This is a genomic window from Streptomyces sp. NPDC002386 (assembly GCF_053593175.1).
Map to the genome: position 1 here is coordinate 172,367 of NZ_JBSFBX010000013.1, position 14,655 is coordinate 187,021.

Annotated in this window: 15 protein-coding genes; 9 read left to right on the forward strand and 6 right to left on the reverse strand. The window is 73.1% G+C overall.

Annotation, left to right across the window (positions count from 1 at the left end):
• The first annotated feature begins 31 nt into the window (after window positions 1–31).
• Window positions 32–1,156 (forward strand): FUSC family protein, encoded by a 1,125-nt coding sequence (locus tag ACWCPN_RS25555; RefSeq protein WP_451210362.1) that lies wholly within the window; start codon window positions 32–34, stop codon window positions 1,154–1,156.
• A 47-nt stretch (window positions 1,157–1,203) separates the two neighbouring features.
• Here the strand turns inward: ACWCPN_RS25555 and ACWCPN_RS25560 are convergent, their stop codons facing one another.
• The gene (locus ACWCPN_RS25560) at window positions 1,204–2,055 is read right to left on the reverse strand and encodes a lysozyme (protein WP_199209330.1); all 852 of its coding nucleotides are present in this window, start codon (window positions 2,053–2,055) and stop codon (window positions 1,204–1,206) included.
• A gap of 86 nt (window positions 2,056–2,141) precedes the next feature.
• The gene (locus ACWCPN_RS25565) at window positions 2,142–2,795 is read right to left on the reverse strand and encodes a maltokinase N-terminal cap-like domain-containing protein (RefSeq protein WP_451210366.1); all 654 of its coding nucleotides are present in this window, start codon (window positions 2,793–2,795) and stop codon (window positions 2,142–2,144) included.
• Between the two features lie 208 nt (window positions 2,796–3,003).
• Here ACWCPN_RS25565 and ACWCPN_RS25570 point away from each other — a divergent pair, with 208 nt between their 5' ends.
• Together ACWCPN_RS25570 and ACWCPN_RS25575 are read left to right on the forward strand one after the other, a co-directional pair.
• Window positions 3,004–3,339 carry a DUF5133 domain-containing protein gene (locus tag ACWCPN_RS25570; protein ID WP_451210369.1) on the forward strand — a complete coding sequence of 112 codons (336 nt, stop codon included), beginning with the start codon at window positions 3,004–3,006 and terminating at the stop codon, window positions 3,337–3,339.
• 161 nt (window positions 3,340–3,500) lie between these two features.
• A complete protein-coding gene (locus tag ACWCPN_RS25575; protein ID WP_451210371.1) occupies window positions 3,501–4,418 on the forward strand; it encodes an SGNH/GDSL hydrolase family protein in 918 nt (305 codons plus the stop codon).
• Between the two features lie 59 nt (window positions 4,419–4,477).
• Here the strand turns inward: ACWCPN_RS25575 and pgm are convergent, their stop codons facing one another.
• Window positions 4,478–6,118 carry a phosphoglucomutase (alpha-D-glucose-1,6-bisphosphate-dependent) gene (pgm, locus tag ACWCPN_RS25580; RefSeq protein WP_451210373.1) on the reverse strand — a complete coding sequence of 547 codons (1,641 nt, stop codon included), beginning with the start codon at window positions 6,116–6,118 and terminating at the stop codon, window positions 4,478–4,480.
• 186 nt (window positions 6,119–6,304) lie between these two features.
• Here pgm and ACWCPN_RS25585 point away from each other — a divergent pair, with 186 nt between their 5' ends.
• Window positions 6,305–6,922, forward strand: coding sequence for a DUF4328 domain-containing protein (locus ACWCPN_RS25585; protein ID WP_451210376.1), 618 nt, complete (start codon window positions 6,305–6,307; stop codon window positions 6,920–6,922).
• A 15-nt stretch (window positions 6,923–6,937) separates the two neighbouring features.
• Here ACWCPN_RS25585 and ACWCPN_RS25590 read toward each other — a convergent pair whose 3' ends face one another.
• Window positions 6,938–7,783 (reverse strand): chitosanase, encoded by an 846-nt coding sequence (locus tag ACWCPN_RS25590; RefSeq protein WP_451210378.1) that lies wholly within the window; start codon window positions 7,781–7,783, stop codon window positions 6,938–6,940.
• 145 nt (window positions 7,784–7,928) lie between these two features.
• Window positions 7,929–9,473 (reverse strand): MFS transporter, encoded by a 1,545-nt coding sequence (locus tag ACWCPN_RS25595; RefSeq protein ID WP_451210381.1) that lies wholly within the window; start codon window positions 9,471–9,473, stop codon window positions 7,929–7,931.
• A gap of 276 nt (window positions 9,474–9,749) precedes the next feature.
• On the opposite strand from ACWCPN_RS25595, the gene mgrA reads away from it, so the two are divergent.
• From mgrA to ACWCPN_RS25615, 4 genes are all read left to right on the forward strand, one after another.
• Window positions 9,750–10,793, forward strand: coding sequence for an L-glyceraldehyde 3-phosphate reductase (gene mgrA, locus ACWCPN_RS25600; protein WP_199209334.1), 1,044 nt, complete (start codon window positions 9,750–9,752; stop codon window positions 10,791–10,793).
• Between the two features lie 100 nt (window positions 10,794–10,893).
• A complete protein-coding gene (locus ACWCPN_RS25605; RefSeq protein ID WP_451210384.1) occupies window positions 10,894–11,076 on the forward strand; it encodes a hypothetical protein in 183 nt (60 codons plus the stop codon).
• A gap of 111 nt (window positions 11,077–11,187) precedes the next feature.
• Window positions 11,188–11,673, forward strand: coding sequence for a cation:proton antiporter regulatory subunit (locus ACWCPN_RS25610; protein WP_451210387.1), 486 nt, complete (start codon window positions 11,188–11,190; stop codon window positions 11,671–11,673).
• 5 nt (window positions 11,674–11,678) lie between these two features.
• Window positions 11,679–12,944, forward strand: coding sequence for a cation:proton antiporter (locus ACWCPN_RS25615; RefSeq protein ID WP_451210389.1), 1,266 nt, complete (start codon window positions 11,679–11,681; stop codon window positions 12,942–12,944).
• Window positions 12,945–12,978: 34 nt separating this feature from the next.
• Here the strand turns inward: ACWCPN_RS25615 and ACWCPN_RS25620 are convergent, their stop codons facing one another.
• Window positions 12,979–14,175: an ANTAR domain-containing protein gene (locus tag ACWCPN_RS25620; protein ID WP_451210392.1), complete on the reverse strand. Its 1,197-nt coding sequence runs from the start codon at window positions 14,173–14,175 to the stop codon at window positions 12,979–12,981.
• 273 nt (window positions 14,176–14,448) lie between these two features.
• On the opposite strand from ACWCPN_RS25620, the gene ACWCPN_RS25625 reads away from it, so the two are divergent.
• Window positions 14,449–14,622, forward strand: coding sequence for a CsbD family protein (locus ACWCPN_RS25625; protein WP_199209338.1), 174 nt, complete (start codon window positions 14,449–14,451; stop codon window positions 14,620–14,622).
• The last annotated feature ends 33 nt before the right edge of the window (window positions 14,623–14,655 follow it).

The following is a 14,655-nucleotide window of genomic DNA, read 5'->3' on the forward strand; positions in this document are numbered from 1 at the left end:
CACCCGGTGCGTCGTGCGTGGAACGGTATTGATGTGGCAAGCGGTACGGCGGGACCTGTCGGAGGCGGTGGCGGCGGTCCGCCGCGCCGCGGCGGCGCCCGGCCGGGAACGGGATCTGATCGTGCAGGCGCTGAAGGCGGCGCTGGCCGCCTGGGTGGCCTGGGCGGTGGCGGGCTGGTGGCTCGAGGCACCCATGGCGTTCGTCGCGCCCTGGGTGGCGGTGGTCCTGGTGGAGTCGACCGTGTACCGGTCCATCGCGCGCGGACTGCAGCAGCTCGCCGCGATCGCGGCCGGCACGGTCGTCGCCACCGTCGTCGGGCTGCTGCTGAACGACACGATGGCCGCGATGGCGATCGTCCTGCCCACGGCGATGCTGCTGGGGTACTGGCGGCGGCTGGGCAGCCAGGGGATCTACGCGGCCACCGGTGCCCTGTTCGTGCTGACCGGCGGGTCCGTGTCGGTCGGCACCTCGGCGGCCCGGCTCGGCGAGGCCCTCTTCGGCGCCCTGGTCGGTATCGCCGTCAACGCGCTGATCCGGCCGCCGGTGTACCTGCGCGACACCAGCGCGGTGCTGCGGGACGCCACCGACGAGGCCCACGACATCCTGCGCGACGTGGCCGACGGGCTGGCCGAGGGCCGCTGGGACGCCGACGAGGCCGGTGCCCGGCACGAGCGCGCCCTGCGTCTGCGCTCCCGGGTGGAGCAGGCCCACGCCGCGGTGGACCTCGGCCGGGAGAGCCTGCGGGCCAACCCGCGCCGCCGGAACGGAGCCGCGGCGCTGCCCGGCAAGGGGTACGACGACGCCGTCCTGGTGCTGGACTACGCGGCCGTGCACACCGCGGGCGTGACCCGCACGGTGCTCGAGGCCGCGGCGCAGGACCGCCCCGCGCCGCGGCCGCACCCGGAACTCGCGCGCCGCTACGCGGCGTTCCTGTCCCAGACCGCCCACGCCCTGCGGCTCTACAGCCACAGCCGGTTCGGTCACTCGAGCGAGGACGGACTGCGCGAGGCGGTGGCGGAACTGCGCGGCACGCTCCAGGAACTGCGCCGGGACCTGGTCCGTTCGACGACGGACGACCCGGACGACATCGCCACCTACGGGGCGTTGCTCGCCCAGGCCCACCGCCTGGCGGACCGCCTGGTCGTCCCGTCGTGACGCGGCCGGGCGGCGGACGGCAGTGCCGTCCGCCGCCCGGCGGCGGCTCATCCCTTGGCGAGCGCGACGACCTTGTCCACCGAGCCGTCGAACCTGTCGTGGTCGCCGACCGTCGGACCGGTCGAGGTGTACTGCCACATGGTGTACGCCGACCAACCCGAGGGCAGCGTTCCCGCCGACGAGGCGTAACGGGCGATCCAGAGCGGGTTGTTCGCGCCGAAGCCGCCGTAGTTGCCGGTGCACTGGGTCCACCAGCTCGTGGCCGTGTAGATGACGGCGTGGCGGCCGGTACGGGTCTTGTAGCGGTTCAGGAAGTCCCGGATCCAGGTGACCATCCCGCTCTGTGACTTCCCGTAGCAGTCGGCGCCGTACGGGTTCCACTCGATGTCGAGCACACCGGGCAGGGTCTTGCCGTCCTTGGACCAGCCGCCGCCGTGGTCGACGAAGTAGTCCGCCTGGGTGGCGCCGTTGGTGGTGTCGGGGGTCGCGAAGTGGTAGGCGCCGCGGATCATGCCGGCGTCACGGGACCCGTTGTACTGCTGGGTGAAGTAGGGGTTCGTGTAGTACGTCCCCTCCGAGGCCTTGGTGTAGGCCCAGCGGACGCCGCTGTTCCACAGCGTCGGCCAGGCGACGTTGCCCTGGTAGCTGGCGACGTCCACGCCTTCGGTCTGGGTCGCCCGGGGAACCGTCGGCGTGGCCTCGTCCGTGGGGCCGGTGCCGTCGTGGGTCAGCACTCCGATGCCCATGTAGGCGCTACCGCGCTCGGGCGTTGACCCGCCGGCCGGCGAGGGCACGGCCGCGGGTGTCGTCAGTGACAGCAGAAGGCCGGTCAGAGCGCCGGTGACGGACCAGCGTGAGCGGCGGCTGTGAAGGGTTATATGGCTTCGCACGGGATCCATCTGACCCGGGGTCGGACGGCGCCGCACTCCGGGTTCGGCCGTGCGGTGTCACTCCGGCCGGACATTGGGCCATGCGGGTGCGGCGCTCAGCGGGGGCTCAGGGTCATGAGCACGGCGCCGAGGCGGGTGCCGTCCGGTCCGGGCCAGCCGCACGCGACATGACCGAGCGGGTCACCGCCGGGCAGCGGCGGGTTCCCGGCGACGGGGACGGGGACGCGGTGCACATGGAGGGTCGTGCCGTGCGGTGCGGGCAGGTGGGTGCCGTGTGCGTCGTCGGTGGGGCGCGGGGTGAGCCCGCCCCGCGGGAAGGGCTCACCGGTGTAGGCGCGGCTCACCTCCCGGTCGGGTGTGTCGGTGACGCTCTGCGCCATGGCCCGGGCCCGGCCCTCGATCAGCGAGAGCAGTTCGGTGACCAGCACCGGGTCGTGGCAGCCGTCGTAGACCCAGCGCTTGCCCAGCACACCGTGCTCCGAGGTGCCGATCAGCGCGTGCTCGGCGCCGGTCAGCGGAGCGCCGCGGTAGGTGAGCGGGACCAGGTGGGCGACCGGCTCGGGGCCGGAGGTCTCGGTGGTCAGCATGAACTCGATCCCGACCTCGCCCGCCGGATCGTCCAGCCGGAAGCCGCCGGACTTCTCCAGCTCGGGGACAGGTCCCCCGCGGTACCAGGGGCGGGTGGGCAGCCATGCGGCGAGGAGTTCCAGCTTGGTCGGCGTGAGGGTGGTGCGGTGGATGACGGCCATGCGGCAACTCCTCCTGGGCCGGGGTGTCATGGGCCCCCAGCCTTTCACATCCGTACGACGGCATGATCGGCTCCGCCGGGACCGCCGGGCCGCGCCGGGACCGGGGTGGATCGGTTTCGCGGCGGATCGGGGGACATGCCGGGGCGGGGCGCGGGTAGTCGGCTCTCGACTTGATCGACCTCGGCTACGCACCAGGAAGGCGGATCTCATGCTGATGGCACACCCCGCGGTACTGAAGGACCTGATCGCCCAGTACGAGACCCTGACGCTGCTCGGCGCCGAGGAGAGTCCGCAGGCCCGGCAGCGGCTGGCGGACATCGCCTACTCGCTGTGCGTGGCCACGGGGACCAAGGACGTCGACATGGCGCTGATAGCCGCCCGCCACCGGCTGTCCGGGGCGCGCCCCGAGGACGACTCGCTGCTGGGGCCGACCGCGGTGCTGGACCCGGCCGCCGTGGCCCCTCCGGCTCCCGCGGTTCCCGTGATGGAACCGGCCGCCCTGACGGACCCGGCCGCCGCGGCGGAACCCGCCTCCGGGGTCTGACGGTCCGGCCGCCGCGGCGGCGCGCGGTCGCCCGCTCCTCCCCCGGCGAATGTTCCTTCCCGCTTATGGCCCGCGCGACCTACTGGGCGGTATACAGGCCCAGTTGAATCGCGGAGCGCCGCTCGGGGCGCTCCGCGGGCCCGGCCTCTGGGGGAGGAACCATGGCGAACGACACGCGCGCGGCCGACGGGGCGAGAGGCCGGCGGCGGACGACCGTACTGGGGACGGCACTCGGGGGCTTCGCCCTCGTCGCCGCCGCCACGGTGCCCGCCGCCGCCCGTCCCGCCGGACCCGGCCACGAGCTCGACTACGTCTCCCTCGGGGACTCCTACACCTCGGGCCCGCTCATCCCGCAGCAGGTGAACGCCGAATGCGGCCGCTCCGACCACAACTACCCCTCGCTGCTGGCGTCGTGGCGCGGGACGAAGTCGTTCGAGGACGTGAGCTGCGCCGGGGCCACGACGAACGAGATGTGGCAGGCGCAGGGAGGCAACGCGGCCCAGCTCGACGCGCTGGACCGGAACGACGACCTGGTGACGGTCCAGATCGGCGGCAACGACGTCGGGTTCGGCTCGATCATCAGCACCTGCGCCCGTCTCGGCGTCCAGGATCCGGCCGGCAACCCCTGTGAGCGCTCGTACAAGGCCGGCGGGTACGACCAGTTGGCGCTCGCCGTCCTGCGCACCGCGCCGAAGATCGACCAGGTGCTGCGGGCCGTGCACCGGCGCGCACCGCACGCCCGGGTCCTCCTCGTCGGCTACCCGGACCTGCTCCCCGACGACGGCGTCGGCTGCTTCCCCGCGGTGCCGTTCGCGGCGAAGGACTTCTCCTATCTCCGGGACACCGAGAAGCGGTTGAACCTGATGCTGCGGGCGGTCGCCGCCTGGAACCGGGTCGAGTACGTCGACACCTACGGGCCCACCGTGGGCCACGACATGTGCAAGGCGCCCGCCGACCGCTGGATCGAGCCGCTGCGGCCGGCCGCGCCCGCGGCTCCGGCGCATCCCAACGCGCTCGGCGAGGACGCCATGGCGCGGGCCGTGCTGGACCGGCTGGACCACGGGCGCGGGCGCGGCTGAGCACCGCGCGGCGACGGCCCCGGCGCGAGCACGCCGGGGCCGTCGTACGGTCCGCGGGGTCAGCCGCCGAGCGCGGCCCGGACCACGCCCTTGGCCTCCTCCTGCACCCGGGCCAGGTGGTCGGGGCCGAGGAAGGACTCGGCGTAGACCTTGTAGACGTCCTCGGTGCCCGAAGGCCGGGCCGCGAACCAGGCGTTGGCGGTGGTGACCTTGATCCCGCCGATGGCGGCGCCGTTGCCGGGCGCCTCGGTGAGGACGCCGGTGACCGCCTCGCCCGCCAGGGTGTCGGCGGTGACCTGGGCCGGGGACAGCTTGGCGAGGAGCGCCTTCTGCTCCCGGGTCGCCGGTGCGTCGATACGGGCGTACGCGGGCTCGCCGAAGCGGGCGGTCAGGCCGGCGTAGTGCTCCGACGGGGTCCGGTCGGTGACCGCCGTGATCTCGGCGGCGAGCAGGGCCAGCAGGATGCCGTCCTTGTCGGTGGTCCACACCGAGCCGTCCCGGCGCAGGAACGACGCCCCGGCCGACTCCTCGCCGCCGAAGCCGATGGTGCCGTCGGCGAGCCCGTCCACGAACCACTTGAAACCGACCGGCACCTCGACCAGCGGCCGGTCCAGGTCGGCGGCGACCCGGTCGATCATCGTGGAGGAGACCAGGGTCTTGCCGATGCCGGTGCCGGCGGGCCACTGCTCGCGGTGCCGGTACAGATAGGAGATGGCGACGGCGAGGTAGTGGTTGGGGTTCATCAGGCCCGCGTCCGGGGTGACGATGCCGTGCCGGTCGGCGTCGGCGTCGTTGCCGGTGGCGATGCGGAACCGGTCGCTCTGCTCGATCAGCGACGCCATCGCGTACGGCGACGAGCAGTCCATGCGGATCTTGCCGTCCCAGTCCAGCGTCATGAACCGCCAGGTGGGGTCGGTGTGCGGGTTGACCACGGTCAGGTCGAGGCGGTGCTGCTCCGCGATCCGGCCCCAGTAGGCGACGGACGCTCCGCCGAGCGGGTCGGCGCCGATGCGCACACCGGCCGCGCGGATCGCGTCGAGGTCCAGGACGCTGGGCAGGTCGCCGACGTAGGCGCCGAGGAAGTCGTGGCGCCGCGTGGTGCCTGCGGCGAGCGCGCGGGCGTACGGCAGCCGCCGTACCTCCTTCAGCCCGCCGGTGATGATCTGGTTGGCGCGGTCCTGGATCCAGGTGGTCGCGTCGGAGGCCGCCGGGCCGCCGCTGGGCGGGTTGTACTTGAAGCCGCCGTCGGCGGGCGGGTTGTGCGAGGGGGTGACGACGACGCCGTCGGCGAGCCCCGCGTCGCGGCCCCGGTTGTGGGTGAGGATGGCGTGCGAGACGGCCGGGGTCGGGGTGTATCCGTCCGCGCTGTCGATGAGCACGGTCACGTCGTTGGCCGCGAACACCTCCAGCGCGGTGACCCGGGCAGGCTCGGACAGGGCGTGCGTGTCGGCGCCGAGGAACAGCGGACCGTCCACGCCCTGTGCCGCGCGGTACTCGCAGATCGCCTGGCTGGTGGCGGCGATGTGGTCCTCGTTGAACGCGCTCGCCAGGGACGAGCCACGGTGTCCCGAGGTGCCGAACGCCACCCGCTGGCCGGGGTCGGCCGGGTCGGGGCGCAGCGCGTAGTACGCCGTGACCAGCCGGGCCACGTCGATGAGGTCCTCGGGGCCGGCCGGCCGTCCCGCTCGCTCGTGCGGCATGAGTCCGCTCCTCCGCATCGGTGTGATCGATCGCTCGGGGCCATCTTTCCCCGTCGGGGCCCCGGCGTGCGAGTGCGCCCGCATCGAGCGGGGCGCACCGGCCGCGGACTGCCCTATGATCCGCTTCTCCGACGATCATCTTCGGCCACGCTCCCGTGCGCCTCCACGACAGGCAGGTACCCTCCCGTGCCCGGACCCACCGTCAAGGCCCCCTGGCTGCTCGCCCATTTCGCTCAGGCCGCTGTTGCCGCCGCGGCCGTGGCGGAGGCCGTCCGGGCGGTGACGGTGCGCGTGCACGCGCTGCATCCGCCGGACACGCCCGAGAGCACGTCGGGGCGGGTCTCCCAGGTGTACGTGAACCTGATGATCGTCGCGGCGGTGCTGTTCCTGGTCTGGTTCACCCGCTCCCGGCGCATCGCACAGGCGCTGTCCCCGAGCCCTCTCCGGGGCTCGGCCCCGTGGGCCGTGCTCTCCTGGCTGATCCCGGTGATCAACTTGTGGGCGCCGCGCGGTCTGGTCCTCGACGTACTCCGCGCCGGCGGTCCCGGCGCGGCCGGGCGGCGCGACCGGGTGCTGGTGAACGTCTGGTGGGCGACGTGGATCGGGCACGCGCTCGTCGCCGGCGTGAGCGGCGGACCGGGGCAGCGGACGCCCCTGGCCCTGCTCCTGGTGGCCGAGGGACTCGAACTGGCGGCCGGCGCCCTGGCGATCGCGGTGATCCAGCGGGTGACGGGGCGGCAGGCCACCGCGCTGGGATCGACGCTCCCGGTCCCGGGCGCCGCGAGCCTGCCGCGTCTGTCGTGATTCCGGCCGGGGGCCTCAGCCGATGTGGTAGCTGTCGCCGTACACCTTCCAGTCCAGCGGCGTGTTCAGGTCGAGGTTGCCGTTGCGCAGGAAGACCCGCTGAGCGGTGTCGACCCTGCTGGTGTCGCTGTGCGCCTCCTCCTGCTTCATGGCCCACACCCGCGCGTCGAGGAAGGCGTTCAGGTACGCCGTCTCGCCGCCGCCCCGCGCCGGCGGCCCGGCGACGCGCAGGGCCCGGCTCCGGATGTTGCGGAAGCTGGTGGGATCGTCGCCGTCGCCGTGCATGACGATGGCGTCGTAGTAGGCGAACTGGCCGAGTGCGCGCAGCCCGTCCGCCTTGCCCCGGGCGACGGCGGGGCCGAAGTAGACCCGGTCGCGTTCGTCGTTCTGCGCCCGCTGGAAGACCGGGTCCTGGGCGGCCCTGCGCCAGTCCCGGGGGTAGTCGGGGTCCAGGCCGTCGTGCGAGTCGCTGCCGTCGACCCGGCGCAGGGCGGGCAGGTAGCGGGCCAGGACGTTGCCGGGCGCGCGGTCGGTGTAGAGCTGGACGAGGTCGAGCATGTCGCCGGTGCCGGAGCAGAAGCCGATGATGCCGGCGGTGTAGCCGCGTCCGTCGCCGATGTCCTCGATGTACTTGTACTGGGCCTTCCAGTCGAGCGAGGAGTTCTCCGCGCTGGAGACGAGCCGCATGGCGATCTCCTTCTTCGCCGGGTCGTCGAGGCCGGGCGCGGCCGCCGTGGCCCGCGCGGTACGCGGGACGCCGGCGAGCAGGGTGCCGGTGGCGGCGGCGCCCAGCAGGGCGACGGCGCAGCGGCGGGAGAACGCAGTGCGGGAGGCTGCCGGGCGGCGGTCTGTGTACGCCACAGGGACTCCAAAGGGAGGTGGGGGGCTGGGAGTTGGTCCGTGCCTGACTGATAGGAAAGTTTCCTATCGTGTCCGGCGGGGACCTGTAACCCGTCCGGCGCGAAGTTCGTAGGATCGAACAGTCCGCTTCGCGGACCCCCGGGACTCAGCCCCGCGGCGCCCCGGCCCGCTCCCGCGCGACGGCGTACAGCTCCTTCGAGGTGGTGATCAGCTCCCGCCGCTCCTCCTGCGAACCGACCATCGGCTGCGAGCCGCTGAGCGGCACCTGGGCGCTCTCCGGCAGGAACTTCACCGTCAGCAGGCCGATCGCGCCGGCCAGCATCAGGTAGTAGGCCGGCATCAGGTCGTCACCGGTGGCGCCGACCAGCGCGGCGGTGACCAGCGGTGTGGTGCCGCCGAACGCGGCGACGGCGATGTTGAAGCCGATGCCCATGGCCGCGTAGCGGACGGCGGTCGGGAAGAGCGCGGGCAGGGTGGCCGCGCTGGGCGCGGCGAAGCAGGCCAGCAGGGTGGACAGCAGCAGCACGCCGAGGATCGGCGGCCAGGTCCCCTCCGCCTTGATCAGCAGGAACGCGGGAACGGCCAGCACGATCATGGCGGCCGCGGCGACGGCGTACAGCGGGCGCCGGCCGACGCGGTCGCTGAGCCGGCCGAGGAAGGTGATCAGCAGGACGATCCACACCATGCCGATCAGCACCAGGACGTCGGCGGAGCCGCTGGAGCGGTGCAGCGTCTCGGTCTGATAGGTCGGCAGATAGCCGGTGACCATGTAGTTGGTGACGTTGTAGAGCAGCACCAGGCCCATGCAGATGAGCAGGGCGGGCCAGTGGTTCTTGACGATGTCCTTGAACTCGCTGCCCGCCGACTCCTGCGCCAGGCTCTTCTCGTGGTCGTCCAGCTGCTGCTGGAAGGCCGGCGACTCCTCCAGCTTGAGCCGCATGTAGAGGCCGATCACGCCGAGCGGCCCGGCGATCAGGAAGGGGACCCGCCAGCCCCAGGAGAGCATCTGGGCGTCGGTCAGCATCAGGTTCAGCGCGGTCACCAGGGCGGAGCCGAGGGCGTAGCCGACGAAGGTGCCGAAGTCGAGCCAGCTCGAGAGGAATCCGCGCCTGCGGTCCGGCGAGTACTCGGCGACGAACGTGGTGGCGCCGCCGTACTCGCCGCCGGTGGAGAAGCCCTGCACCATACGGGCCAGCAGGAGCAGCACCGGAGCGGCGATGCCGATGGTGGCGTAGCCGGGAATGATTCCGATGGCGAAGGTTCCGGCCGCCATCATGATCATGGTGGTCGCGAGGACCTTCTGCCGTCCGACACGGTCACCGAGCGGCCCGAAGACCAGCCCGCCGAGGGGCCGTACGACGAAGGCGGCGGCGAAGGTCGCGAAGGAGGAGATCACCTGGGCCGCCGGGGAGGCACCGGGGAAGAACACCTTGCCGATGGTGGCGGCGAGGTAGCTGTAGACGCCGAAGTCGAACCACTCCATGCAGTTGCCGAGCGCGGAGGCGCCGACCGCGCGCCTGAGCAGCGGCGGCTCGACGACCTGGACGTCGTCCTTGCCGAAGGCCCGGCGGTTGCGGCGCAGCCTGCGGGTCAGCTCCTCGCGGACCTGGCGCGGAAGTTCCGCGACGGCCTTCGTAGTCCTCGGCCTCACCCCGGCCCGGCGCTCGCCCTCAGGCGTCACCCCGCTCATGGGCGCCTCCCTTCCCACTGCCCGCCGGCCGGCCCCCGATCGGCCGGCACCTCTCACCGCGTGCCCCACCCGTCTGCCCCGCTTCGCACCCGCCATACAGCAAAGTGATCACCCCGGCGGCCTGACACCGGGTGCCGCGCGCAGCCGCATTCAGAAGCCGGGCCGCTCAATGCCATGACAGGCGGTGGTTGGACTTACGAATCATGGAGGCGCAGGGTGGACGTGCCCCCTCGCACACGAAGGGCACCCCCTACGGCACCACCCGGAGACGACCCGATGAACCACGTCGCGGACCCCGCTCGCTACGACGGCACCATGCGCTACCGGCGCACCGGCCGCTCGGGACTGGACCTCCCGCTCCTGTCCCTGGGCTACTGGCACAACTTCGGCGACGACCGCCCCTTCGAGACCCAGCGCGAGATCGCGCTGCGCGCCTTCGACCTCGGGATCACCCACCACGACCTGGCCAACAACTACGGCCCGCCGTACGGCGCCGCCGAGATCAACTTCGGCCGGCTGCTGCGCCGCGACCTCGCGCCGTACCGGGACGAACTGGTGATCTCCACCAAGGCGGGCTGGGACATGTGGCCCGGCCCCTACGGGCAGGGCGGCGGCTCCCGCAAGTACGTGCTGGCCTCGCTGGACCAGTCGCTGAGCCGCATGGGCGTCGACTACGTGGACATCTTCTACTCGCACCGGCTGGACGCGACCACGCCGCTGGAGGAGACGATGGGCGCGCTGGACACCGCCGTCCGCCAGGGCAAGGCGCTGTACGTCGGCATCTCCTCCTACGACGCCGAGCGCACCCGGCAGGCCGCCGCCATCCTGCGCGAGCTGGGCACACCGCTGCTGATCCACCAGCCGTCGTACAGCATGCTCAACCGCTGGATCGAGACCGACGGCCTGCTGGACACGGCCGAGGAGGAGGGCTTCGGCGTCATCGGGTTCACGGCGCTCGCCCAGGGGCTGCTCACCGGCCGCTATCTGGAGGGTGTGCCCCAGGACTCGCGGGCCGCCGCCGGCAAGTCCTTCGATCCGGCCTGGCTGACCGAGGACATGCGGAGCCGGCTGCGCGCCCTGAACGACGTCGCCGCGCGCCGCGGGCAGAGCCTCGCGCAGCTCGCCCTGGCCTGGGCGCTGCGCGACGAGCGGGTCACCTCGCTGGTCATCGGCGCCTCGCGCACCGAACAGCTCGAACAGAACGTGGCCGCGCTGGAGAACCTCGAGTTCAGCGCCGAGGAACTGGCCGAGATCGACAAGCTGGCCACCGACGGCGGCGTGGACCTGTGGCGGGAGGCGCGCCAGGGAACCCTCGGGTGATTCCTGGCACTGAGTGACACAAGGCGTAGACATAAGGGAAAAGTCGGACATAATGGAAGTCATCCGGACCGCGACCGCGACTCGAGGAGCCGCTCCCCGTATGGCTTACGGAGCCCACCACAGCCCCTTCCCGCCGCCCCACCCCGACCTGGGCCTCGCCCGTCACTGCGAGCACTGCCTCGGCTGGGGAACCGTCGTCACCCGCGACGGTGAGCACGAGCTGTGCCGCACCTGTCAGCCCGATCCACGCGACGGCGAGAGCGGCCCCGGGTCCGTCTCCTAGTCCCCGCCACCCCTGCTCGAACCGGGACCCCGAACGGCCGTGCGCCGCGAAGGGTTAAGATCCCGGTAATGGTTTCCCCAAGAAACCTTCAAGTCGAGCAGGGGGGCGGTCATGGGCGCAGCACGCACCAGCAGTACGCCGTTGCCGGGAATCGGTGTGCGGTACGACCTGACGACGCGGGAGCGGCGGCGCCTGTCGGTGGTGGCCCACCGCGACGGCGCGAGAACGCTCAGCGCGTACCAAGGCGACGATCCCGACGCGTGCGCCCTGTCCGCGCGCCTCACCGGCGGAGAGGCACAGGCGCTGGCCGAGGCGCTCCAGCCGACGCACCACAGCCCCAGCCTGCTCTCCACCACGGAGCTGGGCCTGGTGGCCGAGCGGATCGAGCTGTCCGGGGTCTCCCACTGGAACGGCCGGCTGCTCGGCGACACACGGATGCGCACCGAGACCGGGGTCTCCATCGTGGCCGTGCTGCGGCGCGCCGAGGCGATCCCCTCGCCCGGTCCCGGATTCCGGCTGGCCGGCGGGGACACACTCATCGTGATCGGCACCCGTGAGGGCGTCGGCGCGGCCGCCGTCATCCTCGGCCGGGAGTGACGCGGATGCATTCCTCCGCGGTCTTCCTCATCGAATTCGGCGCGATCATCCTCGGCCTCGGGCTGCTGGGCCGGCTCGCCGCGCGCCTGAGCTTCTCCCCCATCCCCCTGTACCTGCTGGCCGGGCTGGCCTTCGGCGAGGGCGGGCTGCTGCCGCTCGGCGCCAGCGAGGAGTTCGTGGCGATCGGCGCCGAGATCGGCGTCGTCCTGCTGCTGCTCATGCTCGGCCTGGAGTACACCGCGAGCGACCTGGTCTCCAACCTCAGGACCCAGTACCCGGCCGGGATCGTCGACGCCACCCTCAACGCGCTGCCCGGTGCCGTCATGGCGCTGCTGCTCGGCTGGGGGCCGATCGCCGCCGTCGTCCTCGCCGGCATCACCTGGATCTCCTCCTCCGGTGTCATCGCCAAGGTCCTCGGCGACCTCGGCCGGATAGGCAACCGGGAGACTCCGGTGATCCTCAGCATCCTGGTGCTGGAGGACCTGTCGATGGCGGTCTACCTGCCGGTCGTCACCGCGCTGCTGGCCGGGACCGGTCTCGCGGCGGGCAGTGTCACGCTGGCCGTGGCCCTCGGCGTCGCCGGGCTGGTCCTGCTGCTGGCGGTGCGGTTCGGGCGGCACATCTCCCGCTTCGTCTCCAGTGACGATCCGGAGAAGCTGCTGCTCGTCGTGCTGGGACTGACCCTGCTGGTGGCCGGCGTGGCCCAGCAGCTCCAGGTCTCGGCGGCGGTCGGCGCGTTCCTGGTCGGCATCGCGCTCTCCGGCGAGGTCGCCGAGGGCGCGCACAACCTGCTCGCGCCGCTGCGGGACCTGTTCGCCGCGGTGTTCTTCGTCTTCTTCGGCCTGCACACCGACCCGGCGAGCATCCCGCCGGTCCTGCTCCCCGCCCTGGCCCTGGCGGTCGTCACGACCCTGACGAAGATCGCGACCGGCTACTGGGCGGCGCGCCGGGCGGGCGTCTCCGCGAAGGGCCGATGGCGGGCCGGCGGCACCCTGGTGGCCCGAGGCGAGTTCTCCATCGTCATCGCCGGTCTCGCGGTGACCGCGGGCATCGACTCCGACCTCGGCCCGCTGGCCACCGCGTACGTCCTCATCCTGGTCGTCCTCGGCCCCCTCACCGCCCGGTACACGGAACCCGTCGCCCGCCGGCTCGCCGGCCTGGGCGGCCGTCGTCCGGAACCGGCGGCAGGGACCGCCGCGGACGACGACGCGTCACTCGCCGGGGAGGCCGAGCCCGCGCTGCGGGACCCGGACACGGTCGGCCGTTCCTGACCCGGGCACCGGGAGGCACGGGGGCCCGCACCCCTCAGCCGCCGCGCCGCTCACCGCCCCGTGCGTGCAGGTACTCCAGGGCGTCCAGCACCACGGTGCGGCGGTACCAGGAGCGCCATGCCGCCAGGTCGGCGGCCACCTCGTCGAGGGCGGCCTCCTGGCCCCGGTCCAGCCAGACGCCCGGGTCCGCCCGGTGCACGCAGACCACTCCCTTGCAGTCCCCCGCGGCCGTCGTCATCGGGGTGCCGTGCACGGCACGGCTGCCCGCGGCGAGCGTGGCCCGGCCGACGGGGTGCCCGGCCAGCCCGGGATCGGCGGCCACGTCGGCCACGGTCACCGGCCCGCCGGCCGCCCGGGCCCGGGCGCACACCGCGGGCGGACCGCAGACCAGGGCGAGGCAGTCGCGGTAGGCGGCGTCCAGCGCGTGGTGGGCCTCCAGGACGAGGGCCTCCTCGCGGGTGTGGTCGGTCAGGTGGATCTCCGCCGCGTCCGCGTCCGTCAGGGTCACCGCCGCGTACACGGCCGCCTTGAGCACCTGCCGGCGGTCGCGCACGTCCACCCGGCCGGGCGGCGCGAGACCGAGGACGGGCGGCGGCAGGTGGCGGCGGCCGGGGAACCACTCCCCCGGCGTGTGCGGCGCCGGCGCGCTCACCACCGCCGCGGCCAGCACCCGCAGCGGCACGTTGTGGTGCTGGGAGCCGTCCCGGAGCAGGGCGAACGCCTCCTCGGGGCCGGTCAGGCCGTACCGGGCGAGCAGCATGCCCTGGGCGATGCCGATGAGCCCGCTGGTGCGCGCCTTCGCCCGCAGCCCGAACACCTCGCTGCGCACGTCCTCCGGCAGCGCCTCCGCCGCTCCGCGCCCCGGTCCGGCGTGCGCCGTGCGGCGCACGGCGGCCAGGGCCGCCTCCAGCGTGGGGCACAGCCGGACGCCCGGCAGTTCGGCGGCCGTGAGCACGCCGCGCACCTCGGGGCAGGCGCCGCTGACCAGGACCGGTCCGGTCCCGAGGTCCCGGGTGCGGGCGTCCAGGGCGTCCCGGGCCTCGGCGCTCATCCGGCTGACGCCCGAGACGTCCAGAACGAGGCGCAGCCCGCGCCGGTCGGCGCGCGCCAGCCGCAGGTCGAGTTCACGGCCGAGCATGCCGGCGCCGTGCCTGTCGAGGGCCCCCGACAGGCTCAGAACCACGGCCCGGTCGGCCACCGGCAGCACGGCCGGACGGGCGCCCGCCGTCATGGCGCGCGACCCGCGGGATCCATACACACGTACATGCCACGATCCGGTCGGCGCGGACCCGTGTCCGCCGCCGGCCGGCTCCTTTTCTCACCTTGTTCTCAGCCGTCGTGAAACGGCAACCGGAGACCGGACGGCCGGGGTGGCGACCGGCGTCGCGGCCCACGGCGGGACGAGTCGAACCTGGCGCGATGGGGGGAGATCTGGTTTGGACCGGGTCAGAGCGGCAAACCGGATGTCGACCGCACACCGCAACGACGATGGGAGTGACCACCCATGGCTGGCAACCAGAAGGCAAAGGCCAAGGCGGAGCAGGCCAAGGGCAAGGCCAAGGAGGCCGTGGGCCGCGCCGTCGGGAACGAGCGCATGGAGGCGGAGGGCCGCATGGAGGGCGCGCGCGGCGACGCCCGGCAGGCCAAGGAGAAGGGCAAGGACGCCTTCAAGCACTGACGCGCACCAACCGGATCAGCACGCCGGGGCAGG

What these genes read in the sequence shown, in the direction of transcription:
- ACWCPN_RS25555 (WP_451210362.1), top strand. Translation starts at nt 32, where the DNA reads ATGTGGCAAGCGGTACGGCGGGACCTGTCGGAGGCGGTGGCGGCGGTC.
- ACWCPN_RS25560 (WP_199209330.1), bottom strand. Translation starts at nt 2,055, where the DNA reads ATGGATCCCGTGCGAAGCCATATAACCCTTCACAGCCGCCGCTCACGC.
- ACWCPN_RS25565 (WP_451210366.1), bottom strand. Translation starts at nt 2,795, where the DNA reads ATGGCCGTCATCCACCGCACCACCCTCACGCCGACCAAGCTGGAACTC.
- ACWCPN_RS25570 (WP_451210369.1), top strand. Translation starts at nt 3,004, where the DNA reads ATGCTGATGGCACACCCCGCGGTACTGAAGGACCTGATCGCCCAGTAC.
- ACWCPN_RS25575 (WP_451210371.1), top strand. Translation starts at nt 3,501, where the DNA reads ATGGCGAACGACACGCGCGCGGCCGACGGGGCGAGAGGCCGGCGGCGG.
- pgm (WP_451210373.1), bottom strand. Translation starts at nt 6,118, where the DNA reads ATGCCGCACGAGCGAGCGGGACGGCCGGCCGGCCCCGAGGACCTCATC.
- ACWCPN_RS25595 (WP_451210381.1), bottom strand. Translation starts at nt 9,473, where the DNA reads ATGAGCGGGGTGACGCCTGAGGGCGAGCGCCGGGCCGGGGTGAGGCCG.
- mgrA (WP_199209334.1), top strand. Translation starts at nt 9,750, where the DNA reads ATGAACCACGTCGCGGACCCCGCTCGCTACGACGGCACCATGCGCTAC.
- ACWCPN_RS25605 (WP_451210384.1), top strand. Translation starts at nt 10,894, where the DNA reads ATGGCTTACGGAGCCCACCACAGCCCCTTCCCGCCGCCCCACCCCGAC.
- ACWCPN_RS25610 (WP_451210387.1), top strand. Translation starts at nt 11,188, where the DNA reads ATGGGCGCAGCACGCACCAGCAGTACGCCGTTGCCGGGAATCGGTGTG.
- ACWCPN_RS25615 (WP_451210389.1), top strand. Translation starts at nt 11,679, where the DNA reads ATGCATTCCTCCGCGGTCTTCCTCATCGAATTCGGCGCGATCATCCTC.
- ACWCPN_RS25620 (WP_451210392.1), bottom strand. Translation starts at nt 14,175, where the DNA reads ATGACGGCGGGCGCCCGTCCGGCCGTGCTGCCGGTGGCCGACCGGGCC.
- ACWCPN_RS25625 (WP_199209338.1), top strand. Translation starts at nt 14,449, where the DNA reads ATGGCTGGCAACCAGAAGGCAAAGGCCAAGGCGGAGCAGGCCAAGGGC.